The organism is Streptomyces sp. NBC_00249, assembly GCF_026342355.1.
In the GTDB taxonomy this organism is placed as follows: Bacteria; Actinomycetota; Actinomycetes; order Streptomycetales; family Streptomycetaceae; genus Streptomyces.
This window is the reverse complement of the sequence record NZ_JAPEMV010000005.1, coordinates 505,577-528,054: the sequence shown is the minus strand read 5'-3', so window position 1 is coordinate 528,054 and position 22,478 is coordinate 505,577. Positions and strand designations below refer to the sequence as shown.

Below are 22,478 nucleotides of genomic sequence, written 5' to 3'. Positions count from 1 at the left end.
TAATGTGGCGGAAACCACCGCTGGCGATACTGGGCCGGCCCGACTGTGCCCCCGTCCCCCACGGCCGGTGGTGCACAGGCCGTCTGAACTGCGAGGATGAAGGCATGGACAAGCAGCAGGAATTCGTCCTCCGGACGCTCGAGGAGCGCGACATCCGCTTCGTGCGCCTGTGGTTCACCGACGTACTGGGCTTCCTCAAGTCCGTCGCGGTCGCCCCCGCGGAGCTGGAGCAGGCCTTCGACGAGGGCATCGGCTTCGACGGCTCCGCGATCGAGGGCTTCGCCCGGGTCTACGAGTCCGACATGATCGCCAAGCCGGACCCGAGCACCTTCCAGATACTGCCGTGGCGCGCCGAGGCCCCCGGGACCGCCCGGATGTTCTGCGACATCCTGATGCCGGACGGCTCCCCGTCGTACGCGGACCCCCGCTACGTCCTCAAGCGCATCCTGAACAAGACCTCGGACCTGGGCTTCACCTTCTACACCCACCCCGAGATCGAGTTCTTCCTGCTGAAGGACAAGCCGCTGGACGGCACCCGCCCGGTCCCGGCGGACAACTCCGGCTACTTCGACCACACTCCGCAGAACGTCGGCATGGACTTCCGCCGTCAGGCCATCACGATGCTCGAATCCATGGGCATCTCGGTGGAGTTCAGCCACCACGAGGGTGCCCCCGGCCAGCAGGAGATCGACCTCCGCTACGCCGACGCCCTCTCGACGGCCGACAACATCATGACCTTCCGCCTGGTCATGAAGCAGGTGGCCCTGGAACAGGGAGTCCAGGCCACCTTCATGCCGAAGCCCTTCTCGGAGTACCCGGGCTCGGGCATGCACACCCACCTCTCCCTCTTCGAGGGCGACCGCAACGCCTTCTACGAGTCGGGCGCCGAGTACCAGCTCTCGAAGGTCGGCCGCTCCTTCATCGCGGGCCTCCTGAAGCACGCCGCGGAGACCGCCGCGGTCACCAACCAGTGGGTCAACTCCTACAAGCGCATCTGGGGCGGCTCCTCCCGCACCGCCGGCTCCGGCGGCGAGGCCCCCTCGTACATCTGCTGGGGCCACAACAACCGCTCGGCCCTGATCCGCGTCCCGATGTACAAGCCGGGCAAGACGGGTTCCTCCCGGGTCGAGGTCCGCTCGATCGACTCGGGCGCCAACCCCTACCTCACGTACGCCGTCCTCCTGGCGGCCGGCCTCAAGGGCATCGAGGAGGGCTACGAACTCCCGGCGGGCGCCGACGACGACGTCTGGGCCCTCTCCGACGCCGAACGCCGCGCGATGGGCATCGAACCCCTCCCGCAGAACCTCGGCGAGGCCATCGCCCTGATGGAACGCAGCGAACTGGTCGCCGAAACCCTCGGCGAACACGTCTTCGACTTCTTCCTGCGCAACAAGAAGCAGGAGTGGGAGGAGTACCGGAGCGAGGTCACGGCCTTCGAGCTCCGCAAGAACCTGCCGGTGCTGTAACGGCAGCTCAGCACCTCCGTCAGGAATTTCTGACACTCCGGGCCGGTGGTCATCGACCACCGGCCCGGTCCGTTCGCCGCCGCGAGCGTGCTCCGCCCGTCCGATCTCCGATCGATCGGACCGGCGCACCAAGGTCACCCGTTCGGCCGAACGCGCCCTTTCCGGGGCGGTACGGCGAGGCAGCGCCGGTTTCCCGCTGTCCCGCCCCCGTCCCGGGAGCTGCCGCAGGGGAAGGCGTGCGGGCTCGGTTTGCCGGTGAATCAGCCGAGTGCGATACCTGGGGGGAGGGGGCTCTCAACGATCGCCGGGAACCTGCTGGCCATGTCGGAAGAGGCGACGTCATGACAGGAGCGCGCGAACCCGCCGGGCGCGTGATCGCCGGGCGTTACCGGCTCTTGCGCCAGCTGGGGGCCGGAGGCATGGGCCGTGTGTGGCTCGCCTACGACCAGGAGCTGGCGTGCGAGGTCGCCCTCAAGGAGATCAGTCTGCTGCCGGGCGTGCCGGAAGCAGAGGTGAGCAGCCGGATCGTCCGGGCCCGCGGCGAGGCCCGCCACGCCGCGCGGTTGCGCGACCATCCCCATGTGGTCACCGTCCACGACATCGTGGAGGAGGGCGGCCTGCCGTGGATCGTCATGGCATTCGTCCCCGGCGCGACCGATCTGGAGGCGGTGGTGCGCGAGAACGGGCCGCTGCCGCCCGTCGAGGTCGCGCGGATCGGGCTGGCGGTCCTGGACGCTCTGCTGGAGGGCCACCGGCTCGGAATCCTGCACCGGGACGTCAAACCGGCCAACGTCCTCCTGACGCGCCCCGGTCAGAACTCCGGGCAGTACGCCGAGCGTGGCAAGGTGTTGCTCGCCGACTACGGCATCGCACTGCAACCGAGCTCCGGCGAACTGCGCCTGACCGGCACGGCGGGGATCCTCGGTTCCCCGCCCTACATGGCGCCCGAACGTGCCCGCGGCGAACCGCCCACCGCGGCCGCCGATCTCTTCGGGCTCGGCGCCACCCTGTATTTCGCGCTGGAGGGGACCGGCCCCTTCGAACGGGACTCGGCCTCCGCCACGCTGGCCGCCCTGCTCACCGAGGACCCCACCCCACCGCGCCGGGCAGGGGCGCTGGCCCCGGTCGTGGAGGGGCTGTTGGCCAAGGACCCCGCGCAGCGGATGGAGGGGGAGGAGGCCGTACGGAGGCTCAGCTCCGTCGCCGACGGGCTCAAGCCGCCGCCGCGGACGGTTCTTTCGGACGGGGCGCCTGGGCCCGAGCGCCCCGAGTACCGGACGCTGACGTCCCTCCCGGGATCGGTCCCGCCCCCGGGCTCCCGCCCTCCGCCCGATCAGGCCGGCCCGGGTCCCGAACCGGCCCGGAGGCGCTCCCGGCGGAATCTTGTCCTGGCCGTCACCGGCGCGGCCGTGGTGCTGGTGGTGGGCTTGGTGCTGCTGCTTCGAGGCGGCGTTGGGGGTCCTTCGCCCTCCCGCTCCCCTTCCCCCTCCTCCAGCGGCGCCACGTCCACAGTCGCAGAGGCGCACAGGATCGTATCGGCGGTGCCGCTCTCGCCCCAGGACTGGGGACCGGGGTATGCCCGGAGCGACCCGTACGAGTGGGACCCGGCCCCGGAATCCGGGGTCCGGCCCAATTGCGAGGTGTACGAGAAACCCGCGCGGACGGGCACGCTTGCCGCGGTCGCACGCGCGGTGCAGGACGACAAACTAGGCTTCTCGGCCAGCTCCGGGGCGGTGGTGTACGTGGACGAGAGCACGGCACGGGAGTCCGTCGCCGACGACAGGGACGCGATCCACCGCTGCACGAATCAGCACCAGGGCAAAGCGCGTTGGGCTGATGTGCACGAAGCGATCGCCCCGGAACTGTCCGGCTTCGACGAGGTGTTCTCCGAAGAAGGAAGGCTCATCGCCTACGACGACGGCAGCAAGGCGAACATTCCGTACGTCATCCTGATCGGCCGGACGGGGAAGTCCGCCGTCTCGGTCTACGTGGGCGGCCCGCCGGAGAAGCAAGCGGAGACCCGGAAGAAGGCCACGGAAGTCCTGCTGCTGATGCAGAGCCGTCTCTCCGCGCAGTGACCACCGCCGCCTGGCTGCCGCCGGGGTGTCAGGGGGAGAGGACGGCCGGGTGCCAGGTGGGGTGGGGGGTTGTGGTGGTGGTGTGGAGTTGGGCGTCCAGGCCCAGGGCGGCTGTCGTGGTGGCGGTGGGTTCGAGGACGGAGGACGGGGCGCCCGCGTAGAGCAGGCGGGACTCCGCCCAGGCCGGGGGGCCGCCGAGGGTGGTGGTGCTGACGGTGCCGGTGTCGGCGCGGCCCGTCAGGAGGCGGCCCGCGACGCCGACCGCGCCGTAGCCCGCCCGGCCGCCGGACTCGGTGACGCTGGAGAGCTGCGGGGCGCCCGGGCCCGCGGTGGACAGGGCGCTGCGGACCACCCCGGAGTCGGGGCGGCGGAAGTAGAGGCGGATGCCCGCGCCGTCCGGGGTCGCCGAGAGGGGAACGGTGGTGGCGGGGAGGTTGGTGGGGAAGGGGCCGGCGAGCGGGGCGCCGGGGGCGGGCTGGGTCCAGGCCAGGACCGAGCCGGTGGTGGTGGCGTAGACGTGGCGCCGGCCGGCGGTGTCCACCACCGCGACGGGGTCGCTCTGGAGGTCCTCGCCGCCCAGGCGCTGCCAGTCGGTGAAGCCGCCCGACGGCTGCTGGACGCGGGCGCGCAGGGTGCGCCGGGTGTCGCGGACGTAGACGGTGAGGCGGCCCGCGGCGTCGACGGCGGCGGCGGGGGCGCTGATCGCGGAGGTGCCGGGTTCGTCGCCCGCCTCGGGGGTGCCGAGGGACTGCCAGGGGCCGAACGGGCCGTCGGGCGCCGCCTGGACGGCGTAGACGACGTCCCGCCGGTAGTCGGCGGGCCGGGGTCCGAGCGTGGTGCGGGTGGCGAGGACGGCGACGCGCCCGTCGGGGAGGCGGGAGGCGCAGGCGCCGGGGTCGATGCCGGTGCCGGGGAGCAGGGCGGGGCCGGTCCAGGTGCCGGCCCGGTCGCGGTTCCAGACGGCCATCCGCCCGTCCAGTACGGCGAACGCCCACAACCGGCCGGGGGTGCCCGCCGTCAGCCAGGAGGTCTGGTCGGCGCGGGCGTAGCGCAGGGACTGGGCCCAGTTGCGGCCGGTGGGGCTGCCCGCGACCTTGCGGTCGCCGCAGCCCGAGGGGCTGCCGCAGTAGTCGGTGCGGTCCTGCCAGGCGTAGGTGCGCAGGAAGCCGGTCTTCGTCTCGGCGGTCTGCGGGTCCAGCGCGTGGGGGAGGGTGCCGTTGTGGTAGCCGAGGTAGTTCTGGACCGAGAAGTGGGGCCGGTCGGCGACCCGCTCGGCGTACAGGGCGGTGGCGGCCTGCACGAAGCGGGCCCCGTACATGTGGTCCTGGTGGTCGGTGTACTTGCCGGTGTCGGCGTACCGGCCGGGGGTGGGGTCCTGCATGCGTATCGTCGTAGGCCTGTACAGCGCCAGGATCCCGGCTATCGACTCCGTCAGCTGGTCCTTGGTGTACGAGAACTGCTGCCTGACGGGGGTGCCCGAGGTCAGCTGGGCGCCGAGCGCCGGTACCGCGCCGTTCCACAGGCCGCGCAGGCTGTCCGGATTGTCCCCGGCGGGGCTGCGGGCCTCGCGCAGTTGCAGCCAGACCAGGTTGACCTGCGGGCGGGCTATGAGGACGTCGAGCTCGGCCTGGCCGCCGCCCGTGGTGGGTATGACCGTACGCCGCCACGCGCTGGTGCGGTCCCCGGTCGCCATCTGGGCGTAGGCGGACCGTATGCCGTTCTGCCGGGCCTCCGCGTAGTGGGTGCGGTCGGCGGGCTGCTCCGGGTCCTTGGCCTCGCCGCCGCGCGCCTCGTTGCGGCCGTCGGCCTCGCCGGAGGTGAGGTAGGCGGTGGTGAGCTGGGTGCCGGCCTGCAGGGAGCGGCTGAGGTCGGGGTTCATGAAGAACAGGTCGTCGTCGGGGTGCGCCACGACCTGGACGACGGTGCCGGCCGTCGTGCTGGCGGGCAGGACGGGGGCCTGGTCCCGTGACTGGGTGGCCTCGGCCGACGTCTGCTGGCCGGAGGCCACGGCGAGTACGCCGGAGGCGCCCACGGTGAGCATGGGCAGCACGGCCGCGAGGAGGAAGCGGCGGCGGGATACGGGCATCAGGTCACGCCTCGAGGTCGTTCCGGACGGGCAGGAAGAACCGCTGTGCAGTCAGTGAGAGGCCAAATCGGGGGACTTGGTTCACCGATTCCACCGATGACGCCTGCTTTCCGAAAACGACCGGTTGTGATTGTGCCTGGTGTGGTCCGGGTAGGTGCATGTGCCCGCGATGTGGACGCGGGGCGGAGGCAGTTGGAGGCACCATAAAACAACGAACACCCCTGAATGGGGTGTTCGTTGATATTTGGCACTATCCGGTGGCATCCACCGCTATTCGTTGCTGTGTGGCGAATATGGGTGTTATTGCGGAATTTCGTCTGCGTTTACGGTGCGATGTTGCGCGGGCCCACCGGCTGCCAGGGCGCCAGGTGCGCGTTCGGGTCGTCCGCGGTGGAGGTGACGTAGAGCCGGGCGTCGAGCCCGACCACCGCCAGGCTGACCATGCGCTTCCCGGTCATCGTGCTGGACGGCGCCCCGACGAACATCAGCGGCGAACGCTCCCACGGCCGGCCCCGCCCGAGGTCCGAGCCGAGCTGGCCGCCCGAGGAGCGGCCCGCCAGCAGGTGCCCGCTCGCGGTGACCGACCCGAAGCCCTGGAGGCCGCCGAGGTCGGTGAGCCCGCTCACCGCCAGCCCGTCGCCGGCGGTCATCAGGGCCGTACGGACGTTGCCCGAGCCCGGCTTGCGGAACCACAGCCGCACCCCGCCCTCGCGGCCCTCCGCCGTCAGCGGGAGCGTGGTGTCCGGCAGTCCGGTGTGCGTGGCCGGACCCAGCGGGCCGCCCGGGGCGGACTGCGTCCAGCCCAGCACCGTCTTCGTGGTGGAGGCGAAGACCATCCGCCGCCCGGCCCCGTCGGTCGCGGTCGCCGGGGTGCCGTGCACGTCGGCGCCGCCGAGGCTCTCCCACGGCCCCCAGGCGCCGTCCTCCTGCTGGACGCGGCCGCGCAGGGTGTACGCGCCGTCGCGCACGTACACGGCCGGTCGGCCGGTGCCGTCGACGGACACGGCGGGGGCGCTGATGTCGGAGGTCCAGTTCTCGTCGGAGGTCTCGGGGGTGCCGAGCGACTGCCACGCGCCGAACTCCTCGGAGCCGGGGGCCTGCTGGACGGCGTAGACGACCTCGCGCCGGTAGTCGGCCGGGCGCTCGCCGAAGGAGGTGCGGGTGCCGAAGGCGGCGGTCCGGCCGTCGGGGAGGGTGGCGGTGGATATGCCCTGGTCCATCCCGGTTCCGGGGAGCAGGCGGGGGCCGCTCCAGCGGCCGAGGAGGCCGGTGCGGTGCCAGACGGCGACCTGGCCGTCGAGGACCTTGAAGGCCCACAGCCCGTGGTCCTTGTCGGAGGTCAGCCAGGAGGTGCTGGTGCCGCGGGCGTAGTTGATCGAGTCCGTCCAGCGGTTGCCGGAGGGGTGGTCGGCGACCTTGAGGTCCCCGCAGCCGGCGTCGCTGCCGCAGTGGTTCTCGCGGTCGAGCCAGGCGTAGGTGTCCAGGATGTCCAGCTTCTCCTTGGCCTCGCCGGGGTCGAGGGCGCTGGGGAGGGAGCCGTTGAAGTAACCGATGTAGTTCTGCGTCGCGAAGTGCGGGCGGTCCTCGACCTCCTTCGCGTAGGCGGCGGCGGCCATCTGCGCGAAGCGCGCACCGTAGAAGTGGTCCTGGTGGTCGGTGTACCGCTTGGTGTCGGGGAAGCGGCCGGGAGTGGGGTCCTGCATGCGTATCGTCGTCGGCCTGTAGTGCGCCAGGACCCCGGCGATCGTCCGGACGACCTGGTCCTTCGTGTACGTGAACCCCTGCTTGACGGGGCTGCCGGAGGCGAGCACCGACTCCAGGTGCGGGACCTTGCCGTCCCACAGGCCGTGCAGGCTGTCGGGGACGTCCTGGTAGACGTTGCCGGCCTCGCGCATCTGCAGCCAGACGAGGTTGACCTCGGGCTTGGCGGTGAGGACGTCGACCTCGGCGTGGCCGCCGCCCGCGGTCGGGACGACGCTGCGCCGCCAGGGGCTGCTGCGGTCGCCGGTGGCCATCTTGGCGTAGGCGGCGCGTATGCCGTTCTGGCGGGCCTCGGCGTAGGCCGGCTTGTCGGGGCGGGTGGAGGCCTCCTTGGCGGCGCCGGCATTGATGCCGTCGGCCTCGCCGGAGGTGAGGTAGACCGAGGTGACGGGGTGGCCGGTGGCTATGGAATAGCGCAGGTCCGGGTTCATGAAGTACAGGTCGTCGTCGGGGTGGGCGACGATCTGGAGCACTCGGCCGGGGTCGGGGGCGTCCGCGGTGGTGGCGGTGGTGAGCTTGGAGTCGGCGGCGGTGGGCTCGGCGAGGGCGGCGAGGGCCTCGTTGCCGCGCAGCACGAACATGAAGGCGGCGGCGGTGGCGGCGGCGAGGGCCACGCCCTTGACGACCCGCCCCTTGGCCTGGCCGGCCGGAGCGGCGACTCCCGCGGTGGGGGGCGTGGGGCTGGTGGGGGCCAGGAGGTTGGCGGGGGCGGGGGGTCCGTCGGACATGGGGCTCCTCGCGGCCGGTCGGGCGGGGACCGGGCCCCATACGGATACAACTCAGGCAAAAGCGCCCGTACGGGGTCCGATCGGATGGAGACCGGTCCTCATGCGGATGCGACTTAAGCAACCTAAGTAAACAGATAATCCGACAATCGTCCTCATGGTGTGGGCTACGACACCCCGCGCGTCGCAACACCCGCCCCCACCCCGCCCGCCCGACGCGGCGCCTCCGCTTCGAAGATCGCCCGGCCAGGGCCTAGGCTCGCTCCTGGGGCCGGGCCACCGGCAGCGACGTACGCGGGAGGCGGCGGGATGACAGTCCCGGGACGCAGGAGCAGCACCTTCATCCGGCTGCTGCGCAGCGGGTTCACCGATCCCTCCGCCGCGAGCCGGCTCCTCGACGCCGAAGCGCTCGCCGCCGTACGCGCCGACCCGGTGCTCCTCGACGCCCTCGGCGCCACCGCCGACCCCGACCTCGCCCTCCTCGGACTCGTCCGCCTCGCCGAGGCGCAGAGCGAGGAGGACCGGCCCCTGCTCCTCGACACCCTCGTCAGCGCCAAACCCCTGCGCGACCGCCTCCTCGGCGTCCTCGGCGCCTCGGAGGCCCTCGCCGACCACCTCGCCCGCCACCCCCGCGACTGGCAGGCCCTCGTCACCTACGAGGCCGCCGACCTGCACCCCGGCCTCGCCGACTTCGAACGCGGCCTCGCCGACGCCCACGACCCCGTCCACCTGCGGGTCGCCTACCGCCGCTGCCTCCTGTCCATCGCCGCCCGCGACGTCTGCGGCACCATCGACGTCGCCCAGACCGCCGCCGAGCTCGCCGACCTCGCCACCGCCACCCTCCGCGCCGCCCTGCGCATCGCGAGCGCCGCCGACCCCGAGGACGCGGCGCGGTGCCGGCTCGCCGTCATCGCCATGGGCAAGTGCGGCGGCAACGAGCTCAACTACGTCTCCGACGTCGACGTGATCTTCGTCGGCGAGGCGGCCCCCGGCACCGACGAGGGCAAGGGCGTCCAGGCCGCCACCCGCCTCGCCTCCCACCTCATGCGGATCTGCTCCGAGACCACCGTCGAGGGCACCATCTGGCCCGTCGACGCCAACCTCCGCCCCGAGGGCAGAAACGGTCCGCTCGTCCGCACCCTCTCCTCCCACCTCGCCTACTACCAGCGCTGGGCCAAGACCTGGGAGTTCCAGGCCCTCCTCAAGGCCCGCGCCGTCGCCGGCGACCCCGAGCTCGGCGCCCAGTACATCGACGCCATAAGCCCGCTCGTCTGGCAGGCCGCCGAACGCGAGAACTTCGTCCCCGACGTCCAGAAGATGCGCCGCCGCGTCGTCGACAACATCCCCGCCGCCCAGGTCGACCGCGAGCTCAAACTCGGCCCCGGCGGCCTGCGCGACGTCGAGTTCGCCGTCCAGCTCCTCCAGCTCGTGCACGGCCGCGGCGACGCCACCCTGCACTCCGGCACCACCCTCGACGCCCTCCACGCCCTCGCCGCCGGCGGCTACGTCGGCCGCGCCGACGCCGCCCAGCTGCACGACGCGTACCGCTTCCTGCGCGCCATGGAGCACCGCATCCAGCTCTACCGGCTGCGCCGCACCCACCTCGTCCCCGAGGACGAGAACGACCTGCGGCGCCTCGGCCGCTCCATGGGCCTGCGCACCGAACCCGTCGCCGAACTCAACAAGGCCTGGCGCCGGCACGCCTCCGTCGTCCGCCGCCTGCACGAGAAGCTCTTCTACCGGCCCCTCCTCGACGCCGTCGCCCAGCTCACCCCCGGCGAGGCCCGGCTCTCCCCGCGCGCCGCCGGCCAGCGCCTCGAAGCCCTCGGCTACGCCGACCCGGCCTCCGCCCTGCGCCACATCGAGGCCCTCGCCTCCGGAGTCAGCCGCAAGGCAGCCATCCAGCGCACCCTGCTGCCCGTCCTCCTCGGCTGGTTCGCGGACTCCGCCGACCCCGACGCCGGACTGCTCAACTTCCGCAAGGTCTCCGACGCCCTCGGCAAGACCCCCTGGTACCTGCGCCTGCTGCGCGACGAGGGCGCCGCCGCCGAGAACCTCGCCCGCGTCCTGTCCGCCGGACGCCTCGCCCCCGACCTCCTCATGCGCGCCCCCGAGGCCGTCGCCCTGCTCGGCGACCCCGAAGGCCTCCAGCCCCGTACGTACGAGGCCCTCGCCCAGGAGGTGCTCGCCGCCGTCGGCCGCGCCGAAAGCGCCGAAGCCGCCGTCACCGCCGCCCGCGGGGTCCGCCGCCGCGAACTCTTCCGCACCACCGCCGCCGACATCATCAGCTCCTACGGTACGGAGGACAGCCCCGCCGAGACCGACCCCGGAGCCCTCGTCGACCGGGTCGGGCGGGCCGTCTCCGACCTCACCGCCGCCACCGTCGCCGGCGCCCTGCGCGCCGCCGTACGCGACCACTGGGGCGAAACCCTCCCCACCCGCTTCGCCGTCATCGGCGTCGGCCGCTTCGGCGGGCACGAACTCGGCTACGGCTCCGACGCCGACGTCCTGTTCGTCCACGAACCCCGCGAGGGCGTCGACGAGACCGAGGCCGCCAAGGCCGCCCAGGCCGTCATCGCCGAGATGCGCAGACTGCTCCAGCTGCCCACCGCCGACCCGCCGCTGCTCATCGACGCCGACCTGCGCCCCGAAGGCCGCTCCGGCCCGCTCGTGCGCACCCTGTCCTCGTACGCCGCCTACTACCGCCGCTGGTCCCTGACCTGGGAGAGCCAGGCCCTGCTGCGCGCCGAACCGGTCGCCGGGGACGAGGAGCTCGGCGCCCGCTTCATCGAGCTGATCGACCCGCTGCGCTACCCCTTCGAGGGCCTCGGCGAGGACGCCGTCCGCGAGATCCGCCGGCTCAAGGCGCGCATGGAGTCGGAGCGGATGCCGCGCGGCGCCGACCCGACCCTGCACACCAAACTCGGCCGCGGCGGGCTCAGCGACGTCGAGTGGACCGTCCAGCTCCTCCAGATGCGGCACGCCTGGGCCGAACCGGGCCTGCGCACCACCCGCACCCGCGAGGCCCTGGCCGCCGCCCACGCCGCCGGGCTGATCCCCACCGAGGAGGCGCAGATCCTCGACGAGGCGTGGGTCCTGGCGACCCGCGTGCGCAACGCCGTCATGCTGGTCCGCGGCCGCGCCGGGGACACCTTCCCCTCAGAGGCCCGCGAACTGGCCGCCGTCGGCCGCTACCTCGGCTACGCGGAGGGCACGGTCGGCGACATGCTCGACGACTACCGCCGCATCACCCGCCGCGCGCGGGCGGTGGTGGACGAACTCTTCTACGGCGCGTAGGCCACGGACCCGGTGCGGGTCAGTGGCCTACGCGGGCGCGGGCCCCGCTCGAGGCGGGGTGGTCAGGGCCCGGCGACCGTGGCGAACTCGTCCCGGGTCCGGGCGGTTTCCGCCTTCGCGGCCGCTTCGGCCTTGCGGCCGCGCATGAGGAGCAGCGACAGCGCGGCCGCCGCCAGCACCCCGCAGGCGCCGACCAGGAAGGTGACGGACATCGCGGAGGTGAAGGCCTCGCGGGCGGCGGCGGCCAGCCCCTCGTCCCCCGTACGGGCGGCCACGGCGAGCGCGTCGGCCACGGCGTGCCGGGCGGCCTCGGGCGCGCCGTCCGGCATCTCCGAGGTGAAGGTGCTCGACAGGACGGCGCCCAGCGCGGCCACGCCGAGGGCGGCGCCGGCCTGCTGGATGGTGTCGTTGAGCGCCGACCCGACACCCGCGTGCTCGGTCGGTACGGCCCCCATCAGGGCCGTGGTCGCGGCGGGCATGACCAGGCCGGCACCCGCACCCATCAGCACCATGGCGGTGGTCAGCAGCCCCCATCCGTCACCCGCGGTCAGGGTGGCCAGGACGGCGGACCCGGCCGCGATCACCAGCATGCCGAGGACCACCAGGGTCCGGGTGCCCACCTTCGCCAGCAGCCCGGCGCCGATGCCGTTGAAGGCGAGCGCGGCGACGGCGAGCGGGGTGAAGGCCAGGCCGGTCCCGGTGGGGGTGTAGCCGAGGACGAACTGCAGGTACTGCGTCAGCACCAGCAGCAGGCCGCCGTTGGCGAAGGTCAGCAGGACCAGCGAGAGGCTGGAGCCCGTGAAGACCCGGTTGCGGAACAGCGCCACCGGCACCATCGGGTGCGCCGTACGGGTCTCCCAGACGGCGAAGGCGGTCAGGGCCAGCAGCGCCACGGCCAGTGTGAGCTGGGTGCTCGTGTGCCCCAGGCCCTTCGTGGGCAGCTCGATGATCGTCCACACCAGCGCGGTCATACCGGTCACGGACAGGACCATGCCCAGCGGATCGGCCTTGCGCCAGGGCCCCTTGGACTCCGGCATCAGCACCAGCGCCGCGACGATGGCCAGGGCGGCGATCGGGATGTTGACCAGGAAGACCGCGCCCCACCAGTACGCGGAGATCAGCCAGCCGCCGAGCAGCGGCCCGCCCACCACGCCGAGCATGGACACCGACCCCCAGGCGGCGATCGCCCTGGGCCGCTCCTGCTCGTCGAAGACGGTGATCAGGATGGACAGCGTGCTCGGCATGATCAGCGCGCCGCCCACACCCATCAGCACACGGGCCAGGATCAGCTGCCCCGGGCTGTCGGCCACGGTGCCGAGCACCGAGGCCGCGCCGAACACCGCGAGCCCGATGCCGAACCGGTCGGACAGCAGCTGCGCGACGACCTGCGCCCCGTCTACCAGGGGCTGAAGGCGAGCATGGACCGGGCGAGGCTCACCGCCCAGGGCAAGACGGACCTGCTGCGGATCGGCATGATGGTGAGCAACGGACACGAACTCCGCCCCTTCTGGGACGCCTTCAGGTCCCTGCATCCGCAATGGGGCCTACGGCTGCGTCACAACGGCTTCGTCGATCCCTTCGGGCCGCTGCGCAGGGGCGAGATCGACCTGCTGGTCTCCTGGCTTCCCGTCGAGGAACCGGATCTCAGCGTGGGCCCGGTGCTGTTCCAGGAGGCCCGGGTCGCGGCGGTGGCCTCCGACCACCGGCTGGCGGACCGGAAGTCGGTCTCCGTGGAAGCGCTCGCCGACTACGGGGTCCTCGGCGGGGAGACCAAGCAGCCGGACTACTGGGAGGACGCGTTCACACCCTTCTACGCGCCCAGCGGCCGGACGATCGAACGGAACTTCAACGTCGCGGACCTGGACCACCTCTACGCGATCGTCTCCGCCGGAGACGCCATCCATCCCCTGGGCGCCCAGGTCACCCGCTTCTACGTCCGCCCCGACATCACCTACCTGCACCTCCACGACGCACCGATGCTGCGCTGGGGCCTGGTCCGGCGCTCGGACGACGACAACCCCATGGTCCGGGCCTTCGTACGCGTCGCACGCGAACTCGGCACCATGTCGCTCTGAGGTCAGCCCGCCGTCCCCTCCCGCAGTGCCCGCGCGTGGGCGAGGAGGCCCGTCAGGGCCAGGTCGAAGGCGGCGTCCGCGCGGCCCGGGCCACCCGCCGCCAGGGCGGCGGCCAGCAGCGGGGTCTGCGGGGTCGGCTCCCACATGGCCTCCGGGGCCGCCAGGTCCAGCGCCGAGCCGAGGACCAGGTTCTCCAGGCCGGTCAGCAGCGGCATCACGTCCTCCGCCCGGAACCCGGCCGCGCCCAGCAGCGCCACCGCCTGCTCGTACTGCGCGAGCACGGCGGGCGCCCGTACCGGGGTGGTCATCAGCAGCGGGATGGCGCGGGGGTAGGCGGCGAAGGCGGCCCGGTAGGAGCGTGCCCACGCCTCCAGGGCCCGGTCCCAGGGCTCCGAGGCCAGGGCCTCGCCGTCGATGCCGGAGCACACCCGCTCCCGTATCAGCTCGATCACCCCGGCCCGGCCGTCCACGTGGTGATACACCGAGGCGGTCTGCACCCCCAGCGCCCGCGCGATCTGCGGAACGCTGAACTCGCCCTGCTCCGCCAGCAGTTGCAGGGCCACAGCACCGATCCGCTCCCGGTCCAGCAAGGGGGTGCGTGGCCGCGCCATCGTTTTTCTCCCGCCGTCAGGTCTTCCCGTACGCCAAAACCGGAGGCTACATTGCCGCGAACCGAAAGCCTTTAGGTTTACGTTCCCGCCGCCTGCCGTTCGCAGAAGGGTGCCCCCGCATGCCCGAAACGCCAGAGCCACACAGACCCGCGACCCCCCTGCGCTCCGGCGCGCTCGGTACCGCCGACATCTCCTTCTTCGTCGTCTCCGCCGCCGCCCCCCTCACCGTCATGGCCGGCGTCGCCCCCGTCGCGATCCTCCTCGGCGGCATCGGCGCCCCCGCCGGCTACCTCCTCGCCGGCATCACCCTCGCCGTCTTCGCCGTCGGCTTCACCACCATGAGCCGCCACGTCAGGAGCGGCGGCGCCTTCTACGCGTACATCGCCCGCGGACTCGGCAAGCACGTCGGCATCGGCGCCGCCCTCCTCGCCCTCGTCGGCTACAACGGCATGGAGATCGGCGTCTACGGCCTCCTCGGCACCACCACCGCCGACACCGGACTCGCCCTCGCCGGGATCCACATCCCCTGGCTGCCCGTCTCCCTCGCCGGGCTCCTCCTCATCTGGTACGGCGGCTACCGCTCCATCGACTTCGGCGCCAAGCTCCTCGGCGTCCTCCTCGTCGCCGAGACCGGGATACTCGTCCTCCTCGCGGCAGGCGTGCTCCTCAAGGGCGGCGCCCACGGCCTCTCCGCCGGCTCCTTCGCCCCCGGCGCGGTCCTCGTCCCCGGCACCGCCGCCGTCCTGGCCTTCGCCTTCGCCGCCTTCACCGGCTTCGAGTCCACCGTCATCTACCGCCGCGAGGCCCGCGACCCCGACCGCACCATCCCTCGCGCCACCTACATCGCCGTCGCCTTCCTCGGCCTCTTCTACGCCTTCGTCGTCTGGACCGTCATCCAGGCCTTCGGCGCCGAGGAAGTAGTCAAGGCCGCCACCGACGACCCCGGCGGCCTCTTCTTCACCGCCATCACCACCTACGTCGGACCCTGGGCCGCCGACCTGATGCACCTGTTCATCGTCACCAGCGTCATCGCCTCCCTCCTCGCCTTCCACAACGCCATCAACCGCTACGCCCTCGCCCTCGCCGAGGAAGGGGTCCTGCCCGCCGTCCTCGGCCGCGTCCACCCCCGCCACGGCTCCCCGTACCTCGCCGGCGCCGCCCAGAGCGCCCTCGGCGCCGTCGTCGTCCTCGGGTTCGCGCTCGCCGGAGCCGACCCGTACCAGCAGCTCCTGCTCTGGGTGAACACCCCGGGCATGATCGGCCTCATGGCACTGATGCTGCTCGCCGCCATCGCCGTACCCGTCTACTTCCGCCGCACCGCCGCAGAACCGGACGGGCACGGCGAGGGCCCCTGGCGGACCGTGGTCGCGCCCGTCGCCGCCGCCCTCCTGCTGACCGTCGCGATCGTCCTCGTCGTCTCCAAGGTCAGCCTCTTCACCATGGCCTCCCCGGCCGTCAACACCGTCCTCGTCGCCCTCGTCCCCGCCGTCTTCCTCCTCGGCCTCGCCCTGGCCCGCCGCCTGAAGACCCGCCGCCCCGAGACCTACGCCCGGTTCGCCGAAGAACCCGCCCCAGAAGCCCCTGAAGCCCCCGAAGCCCCTGAAGGAGCAGAGCCGTGCCCGCTGCCGACACCGTCCTCACCGGAGCCCGCGTCCGCACCCTCGACCCCGGCCGCCCCGAAGCCGGCGCGGTAGCCGTACGCGACGGGGAGATCCTCGCCGTCGGCGACGAGCACGACGTACGCGACTGGCGCGGACCCGGCACCGAGGTCATCGACCTCGGTGGCGCCACCCTCACCCCCGGCCTCACCGACGCCCACAGCCACCCCGTCTGGGGCGTCGAGATGGCCGCCGGCACCGACCTCACCGCCGTCCAGGACCTCGACCAGCTGCGCGCCGCCCTGCGCACGGCCCCCCGCACCGGCGGCTGGGTCCTGGGCTGGGGCCTCGACCACAACGCCTTCGGCGGCCGCCCCGTCCACCGGGACCTCATCGAGGACGCCCTCGGCGGAGCCCCCGCCTTCCTGCGCCTCTACGACGGCCACTCCGCCCTCGCCAGCGGCCCGGCCCTCGCCGCCGCCGGCATCACCGGCCCCCGCACCTTCGCCCAGCGCTCCGAGATCGTCTGCGACGCCGACGGCCGCCCCACCGGCCACCTCGTCGAACACGCCGCCATGGAACTGGCCGGCTCCCTCACCCCCAGGCCCCCGGCCGCCGAGCGCCGCGCCCGCCTCGTCGAGCTCCTCTCCGCCATGGCCGCCACCGGCCTCACCGGCGCCCACGTCATGGACCTCGGCGGCGGCGACGTACCCGCCCTCCTCGCCACCGTCGAGTACGAGGGCCACCTGCCCCTGCGGCTGCGCCTGGCCCCCTGGTGCATGCCCGGAGCCGACGAGGACACCCTCGCGGAGCTCATCGAGCTCCAGGGGCGGGCCGGACGCCACTGGCAGGTCGGCGGGGTCAAGCTCTTCATGGACGGCAGCGTCGAGGGAGGCACCGCCTGGCTGGAGCACGCCGACTGCCACGGCCAGGGCACCGACGCCTTCTGGCCCGACCCCCGGGCCTACGCCCGCGCCGTACGCGTCCTCGACGCGGCCGGGGTGCGCACCGTCACCCACGCCATCGGCGACGCGGCCGTGCGGCACGTCCTGGACACGGTGGCCGGGCTCGGCGAGCGGGCCCGCATGCGGCACCGCATCGAACACATCGAGACCGTCCCCGACGACCAGCTGAAGCGGTTCGCGGAGCTCGGGGTGATCGCCTCCATGCAGCCCCCGCACACCGCGTACACCCGCGCCGACCACACCGACGAGTGGTCCAAGCGCCTCGGGGACGAACGGGCCGGCCGGGCCTGGCGCTGCCGGGACCTGCGCGACGCGGGCGCCGTCCTCGCCCTCGGCTCCGACTGGCCCATCGCGCACCACGACGCCCGCCAGGTACTGGCCACCGCCCGCAGCCCGCGCGGCGCGGCCGCCGCGGGCCGGGCCCTGACCGGGCTGATGGCACTGGAGGGCATGACCTCCCACGCGGCGCTCGCGGCGGGGGAGGAGGCGGTGGCGGGCCGGATCGCCCCCGGCTTCCGCGCGGACCTGACGGCCCTCACCCTGGACCCCGTCACGGCCACCCCCGACGAGCTGGCCGAGGCCCCCGTACGCCTGACCATGTCGGGCGGCCGGATCACGCACCGGGGCTAGGGGGAGGGGCTACCGCTTCCGGTGAGGTGCTAGCGCCGGAAGCGGTTCAGCGCCGCCGAGACCGGGTGGGGCCCGATGTGCGCCGGGTGGCGGGGCAGCCGGTGCGGCAGCGAGCCGTACCAGGCGCGGGAGACCCCGTACCCGAAGGCGAGGCAGGCCATGCCGCCGAGGGCGTCGAGCCAGAAGTGGTTCGCGGTGGCCACGATGACGACCAGGGTCGCCGTCGGGTAGAGCAGGCCCAGGATCCGGGCCCAGGGGGCGGAGGCGACCGCGAAGATCGTCAGCCCGCACCAGAGCGACCACCCTATGTGCATGGACGGCATCGCCGCGTACTGGTTCGACATGTGCTTGAGGTTCCCCGAGGCCATCGAACCCCAGGTGTGGTGGACCAGCACGGTGTCGACGAAGTCCTGCCCGTTCATCAGCCGGGGCGGCGCGAGCGGGTAGAAGTAGTAGCCGACGAGCGCCACGCCCGTGGTGGCGAAGAGGATCAGGCGCGTGGCGGCGTAACGCCCCGGGTGGAAGCGGTAGATCCACACCAGCACGCCGATCGTCACGACGAAGTGCAGCGTGGCGTAGTAGTAGTTCATGCCCACGATCAGCCACGTCACGGAGTTCACCGCGTGGTTGACGGACTGCTCGACGGCGATGCCGAGACCGCGCTCGACGCTCCAGATCCAGTCGGCGTTCGCGAGCGCGGCCGCCTTCTGCTCGGGCACGGCGTTGCGGATCAGCGAGTACGTCCAGTAGCTGACGGCGATCAGCAGGATCTCGAACCAGATCCTCGGCCGGCGGGGCGCGCGGAGCCGGGTGAGGAGGGCATCCTCGGACTCCGGGCGGGTCTCGATCCCGGTCACGATGGGTGACGAGACGTCCGTCCGGGTTTCCAGTGTCTTCACGCTCGATTCACCCATGAGGAGAGAGTCTGCCAGATGCGTTACCGCCTCCGATCATCCCTCGGGACGGTCTTCGGCGCCTGTGCTCAGCCCTGGGGACTACGACGGACCCCTACGGCCTGCGCCGCTGCCCGGGCCCGGACGCCGTCGACCCGCGCACCACCAGTTCCGGCAGGAACACGAACTCGCTGTGCGGGGCCGGCGTACCGCCGATCTCCTCCAGCAGGGTGCGCACGGCGGCCTGCCCCATGGCCTGCACGGGCTGGCGGATCGTGGTGAGCGGAGGGTCCGTGAACGCTATGAGCGGGGAGTCGTCGAAGCCGACCACCGACACGTCCTGCGGGACCCGCAGCCCCTGCTGCCGGGCCGCCCGGATCGCGCCGAGCGCCATCATGTCGCTCGCGCACACGATCGCCGTGCAGCCCCGCGCGACGAGCGCGCTCGCGGCGGCCTGCCCGCCCTCCAGCGTGTACAGGGAGTGCTGGATCAGCTCCTCCGTCTCGGCCTCGCCGAGCCCGAGCCGCTCCTTCATCCCGAGCCGGAAGCCCTCGATCTTGCGGAGCACCGGCACGAACCGCTTCGGCCCGACCGCGAGCCCGATCCGGGTGTGGCCCAGCGCCGTCAGATGGGTCACCGCGAGCTGCATCGCCGCCCGGTCGTCGGGGGAGACGAAGGGGGCCCGCACCTTGTCGGAGAAGCCGTTGATGAGGACGTACGGGACGCCCTGGCCGCGCAGTTGGTCGTAGCGCGTCATGTCGGCGGTGGTGTCGGCGTGCAGCCCGGACACGAAGATGATCCCGGAGACCCCGCGGTCGACCAGCATCTCGGTCAGCTCGTCCTCGGTGGACCCGCCGGGCGTCTGCGTGGCCAGCACCGGGGTGTACCCCTGCCGGGTCAGCGCCTGGCCGATGACCTGCGCGAGCGCCGGGAAGATGGGGTTGTCCAGCTCGGGGGTTATCAGCCCGACGAGTCCCGCGCTGCGCTGGCGCAGCCGTACGGGCCGCTCGTAGCCGAGCACGTCGAGGGCGGCCAGTACGGATTCACGGGTGCCCGCGGCCACACCGGGCTTGCCGTTGAGCACGCGGCTGACTGTGGCTTCGCTGACCCCCGCCTGGGCTGCGATGTCGGCTAGCCGTGCGGTCACGGGATTGGACTGTACCGGTCGCGCCTTCAGAATGCCCACCACGTGCACGAATCGGGGGGAAGGCGGACCGTGCGGCCGTCCGTCTCGACCGGCGCGCTGGACAGCACGGGCCGGCCGGGGGCCGGCAGCTCCACCGCGGCCGCGCGGGTGTTGAGGGTGCAGGCGAAGCCGGGGCGGGTGAACAGCAGCACCCCGTCGGGGGCTCCCTGCCAGGTCAGCGGCCCCGACTCGGGACCCCCGAGGCCCGGTACCGCGCGGCGCAGCTCCAGGGCGGCGCGGTACAGCTCCAGCGTGGAGTGCGGGTCGCCGGTCTGCGCGGCCACCGTCAGCTCCGCCCAGCCGGCCGGCTGCGGCAGCCAGCTGCCCGAGGGTCCGAAACCGTACGGGGCCTCCTGCCCGGACCAGGGGATCGGGACCCGGCAGCCGTCGCGCAGCCCCTCCTGCCCGGCGGAGCGGTGGAAGGCCGGGTCCTGGCGGGCCTCGTCGGGCAGGTCGCTCACCTCGGGCAGGCCCAGCTCCTCGCCCTGGTAGACGTACGCCGACCCGGGCAGCGCCAGCATCAGCAGCGCGGCCGCCCGCCCCCGGGCCAGGCCGCGCGGCCCGCCCCCGTACCGGGTCACGTGCCGCACCACGTCGTGGTTGGACAGCACCCAGGTGGTCGGGGCGCCCACGGACGCGGTGGCGGCCAGCGACTCGTCGATGACGGTGCGCATCGCGGCCGGGTCCCAGGGGCAGTTCAGGAAGCGGAAGTTGAAGGCCTGGTGCAGCTCGTCGGGCCGCACGTACAGCGCGAGCCGCTCCGAGGTGGGCGCCCAGGCCTCGGCGACCCCGATGCGCTGCCCCTCGTAGGAGTCGAGGAGGCGGCGCCAGGAGCGGTGGATCTCGTGCACGCCGTCCTGGTCGAAGAAGGGGAGCGGCTCGGTGCCGATCAGGGTGGCCTGGGCGCCCCGGCCGATGTCGGGCAGGCCGGGGGCCTTGACCATGCCGTGGGCGACGTCGACGCGGAAGCCGTCCACGCCCAGGTCCAGCCAGAACCGCAGCACGGAGGCGAACTCCTCCGCGACCTCCGGATTCTCCCAGTCCAGATCGGGCTGCTCGGGCGCGAAGAGGTGCAGGTACCAGTCCCCGTCCGGGACCCGGGCCCAGGCGGGTCCGCCGAAGACGGACTCCCAGTCGTTGGGCGGCTCGGCCCCGTCCGCGCCGCGCCCCGGGCGGAAGAGGTAGCGGCCACGGGCGCCGGGCTCGTCGGCGAGGGCCGCCAGGAACCAGGGGTGGCGCTCGGAGGTGTGGTTCGGCACCACGTCGACGATCACCCGCAGGCCCAGCGCGTGCGCGGCCCGGACGAGGTCGTCGGCGTCGGCGAGGTCCCCGAAGAGGGGGTCGACGGCCCGGTAGTCGGCGACGTCGTAGCCGCCGTCGGCCTGCGGGGAGACGTAGAAGGGGGTGAGCCACACGGCGTCGACCCCGAGCCGGGCCAGGTGCGGGAGCCGCTCGCGGACCCCGCGCAGGTCCCCGACGCCGTCGCCGTCGCTGTCCGCGAAGGAGCGCACGTACACCTGATAGATGACGGCGTCGCGCCACCAGCCGCCGCCCGCGGTGGTGTTGCTGGAAGCGCTTGCAAGCGGGAGGGCCGTCAACTCGTGGGTCATATCGGGTCCAACGCGGCTGCACGGCCCCTGGTTGCGGGCCCGGACACTCGAAGGTGACTCGAACTAACAGCAAGCTGCGGCAACCTTCGGGACACACGGATGTAACGATCAGCTCGTCTTGCAGAAATTTGCCGCAAGGTCTTTCGGTCGGCTTGCAGGCTTGTTACGTTCCTGGCAACTCGGGACCGCGAGGGCGCGGCCGGGATCATCGAAGGAGTTCATATGCGGCGTGGCATAGCGGCCACCGCGCTGGTCGCGACCCTGGCGCTCGCGGTTACGGCTTGCGGTGGTGACACCAAGGACGCCAACGGCGAGACCAAGGCCGGCGGCGAGCTCAGCGGCACCGTCACCTGGTGGGACACGTCGAACGACGCCGAGAAGGCCAGCTTCCAGAAGATCGCCGAGGCGTTCACCGCGAAGCACCCGAAGGTGACCGTCAAGTACGTCAACATCCCGTACGGCGACGCCCAGAACAAGGTCAAGAACGCCTTCAGCAGCGGCTCCGAGGCCCCTGACGTGATCCGCGCCGACGTCGGCTGGGTCGCCGACTTCGCCTCGCTCGGCTACCTCGACGAGGTCCCGGCCGACACCGCGAAGAAGATCGACGCCGAGTTCCTGCCGCAGGCCGCCGCCAGCGGCAAGTACGAGGGCAAGACCTTCGCCGTCCCGCAGGTCATCGACACCCTCGGCCTCTTCTACAACAAGAAGATGCTCGCCGACGCCGGCGTCCAGCCCCCCAAGACGCTGGAGGAGCTGAAGACGGCCGCCGCCGCGATCAAGGCGAAGAGCGGCAAGACCGGCCTCTACCTGCGCGGCGACGACTCCTACTGGTTCCTCCCCTTCATCTACGGCGAGGGCGGCGACCTGGTCGACGCCAAGACCAAGACGGTCACCGTCGACAACGCCGCGGGCGTCAAGGCCTTCAAGGCCGCCCGCGACCTGGTCACCTCGGGCGCGGCGGTCACCAACGCCACCGACGGCTGGACCAACATGCAGACCGCCTTCAAGTCGGGCGAGGCCGCGATGATGATCAACGGCCCGTGGGCCGTGGCCGACAGCTACGCCGGCGACCAGTTCAAGGACAAGTCCAACCTCGGCGTCGCCGCCGTCCCCGCCGGCTCGGCCAAGGCCGGCGCCCCGCAGGGCGGCCACGACCTCGCCGTCTACGCGGGCTCGAAGAACACCGCCGCCGCGCACGCCTTCGTCGAGTACATGACCTCGCAGGAGGTCCAGGTCCAGTCCGCGAAGGACCTCAGCCTGCTCCCGACGCGCACCGCCGCCTACGAGCAGCCCGACGTCAAGGGCAGCGAGATGGTCCAGTTCTTCAAGCCGGCCGTCGACAAGGCCGTCGAGCGCGCCTGGATCCCGGAGAACGGCTCCCTCTTCGAGCCGCTGAAGGTCGAGTACACCAAGGCCGTCACCGGCGCCTCGACCCCCGAGGACGCGGCCAAGGCGGCCGGCGTCGAGTTCCGCAAGATCCTCAAGGGCTGGAAGTAG

Annotated in this window: 13 protein-coding genes and 1 pseudogene; 7 read left to right on the top strand and 7 right to left on the bottom strand. The window is 72.7% G+C overall.

From position 1 onward, the window contains the following. Positions 1-104: 104 nt before the first annotated feature. Together glnA and OOK31_RS39420 are read left to right on the top strand one after the other, a co-directional pair. Positions 105-1,466, top strand: coding sequence for a type I glutamate--ammonia ligase (gene glnA, locus OOK31_RS24140; RefSeq protein WP_267089387.1), 1,362 nt, complete (start codon positions 105-107; stop codon positions 1,464-1,466). A 341-nt stretch (positions 1,467-1,807) separates the two neighbouring features. After that, positions 1,808-3,544 (top strand): serine/threonine-protein kinase, encoded by a 1,737-nt coding sequence (locus tag OOK31_RS39420; RefSeq protein ID WP_323188248.1) that lies wholly within the window; start codon positions 1,808-1,810, stop codon positions 3,542-3,544. 28 nt (positions 3,545-3,572) lie between these two features. On the opposite strand, the gene OOK31_RS24130 is transcribed toward OOK31_RS39420, so the two are convergent. Both OOK31_RS24130 and OOK31_RS24125 read right to left on the bottom strand, forming a co-directional pair. Beyond that, positions 3,573-5,630 (bottom strand): PIG-L family deacetylase, encoded by a 2,058-nt coding sequence (locus OOK31_RS24130; RefSeq protein ID WP_267089386.1) that lies wholly within the window; start codon positions 5,628-5,630, stop codon positions 3,573-3,575. Positions 5,631-5,953: 323 nt separating this feature from the next. Next, entirely contained in the window at positions 5,954-8,119 is a 2,166-nt protein-coding gene (locus tag OOK31_RS24125; RefSeq protein WP_267089385.1) for a PIG-L family deacetylase, read from the bottom strand. Positions 8,120-8,425: 306 nt separating this feature from the next. Between OOK31_RS24125 and OOK31_RS24120 the strand changes: the two genes are divergently transcribed. Then, entirely contained in the window at positions 8,426-11,413 is a 2,988-nt protein-coding gene (locus OOK31_RS24120; RefSeq protein WP_267089384.1) for a bifunctional [glutamine synthetase] adenylyltransferase/[glutamine synthetase]-adenylyl-L-tyrosine phosphorylase, read from the top strand. A 62-nt stretch (positions 11,414-11,475) separates the two neighbouring features. On the opposite strand, the pseudogene OOK31_RS24115 reads toward OOK31_RS24120, so the two are convergent. Beyond that, positions 11,476-12,783: pseudogene (locus OOK31_RS24115) on the bottom strand (MFS transporter); the annotation flags it as partial. Positions 12,784-12,831: 48 nt separating this feature from the next. Between OOK31_RS24115 and OOK31_RS24110 the strand changes: the two are divergent. Beyond that, positions 12,832-13,488: a LysR substrate-binding domain-containing protein gene (locus OOK31_RS24110; RefSeq protein WP_267089383.1), complete on the top strand. Its 657-nt coding sequence runs from the start codon at positions 12,832-12,834 to the stop codon at positions 13,486-13,488. A gap of 2 nt (positions 13,489-13,490) precedes the next feature. Here OOK31_RS24110 and OOK31_RS24105 read toward each other — a convergent pair whose 3' ends face one another. After that, the gene (locus OOK31_RS24105; protein ID WP_267089382.1) at positions 13,491-14,099 is read right to left on the bottom strand and encodes a TetR/AcrR family transcriptional regulator; all 609 of its coding nucleotides are present in this window, start codon (positions 14,097-14,099) and stop codon (positions 13,491-13,493) included. Between the two features lie 119 nt (positions 14,100-14,218). On the opposite strand from OOK31_RS24105, the gene OOK31_RS24100 reads away from it, so the two are divergent. Both OOK31_RS24100 and OOK31_RS24095 read left to right on the top strand, forming a co-directional pair. Beyond that, positions 14,219-15,793: an APC family permease gene (locus tag OOK31_RS24100; protein WP_267089381.1), complete on the top strand. Its 1,575-nt coding sequence runs from the start codon at positions 14,219-14,221 to the stop codon at positions 15,791-15,793. Then, the gene (locus tag OOK31_RS24095) at positions 15,715-17,292 is read left to right on the top strand and encodes an amidohydrolase (RefSeq protein ID WP_267089380.1); all 1,578 of its coding nucleotides are present in this window, start codon (positions 15,715-15,717) and stop codon (positions 17,290-17,292) included. The genes OOK31_RS24100 and OOK31_RS24095 overlap by 79 nt, the downstream gene beginning before the upstream one ends. Positions 17,293-17,321: 29 nt before the next feature. Here the strand turns inward: OOK31_RS24095 and OOK31_RS24090 are convergent, their stop codons facing one another. From OOK31_RS24090 to OOK31_RS24080, 3 genes are all read right to left on the bottom strand, one after another. Beyond that, positions 17,322-18,206, bottom strand: a complete 885-nt coding sequence (locus OOK31_RS24090) for a phosphatase PAP2 family protein (protein WP_267089379.1) — start codon at positions 18,204-18,206, stop codon at positions 17,322-17,324. Positions 18,207-18,300: 94 nt separating this feature from the next. Continuing rightward, positions 18,301-19,332 carry a LacI family DNA-binding transcriptional regulator gene (locus OOK31_RS24085; protein ID WP_267089378.1) on the bottom strand — a complete coding sequence of 344 codons (1,032 nt, stop codon included), beginning with the start codon at positions 19,330-19,332 and terminating at the stop codon, positions 18,301-18,303. Positions 19,333-19,358: 26 nt separating this feature from the next. Continuing rightward, positions 19,359-20,981 carry a glycoside hydrolase family 13 protein gene (locus OOK31_RS24080; RefSeq protein ID WP_267089377.1) on the bottom strand — a complete coding sequence of 541 codons (1,623 nt, stop codon included), beginning with the start codon at positions 20,979-20,981 and terminating at the stop codon, positions 19,359-19,361. A 222-nt stretch (positions 20,982-21,203) separates the two neighbouring features. Here OOK31_RS24080 and OOK31_RS24075 point away from each other — a divergent pair, with 222 nt between their 5' ends. After that, positions 21,204-22,478: an extracellular solute-binding protein gene (locus OOK31_RS24075; RefSeq protein ID WP_267089376.1), complete on the top strand. Its 1,275-nt coding sequence runs from the start codon at positions 21,204-21,206 to the stop codon at positions 22,476-22,478.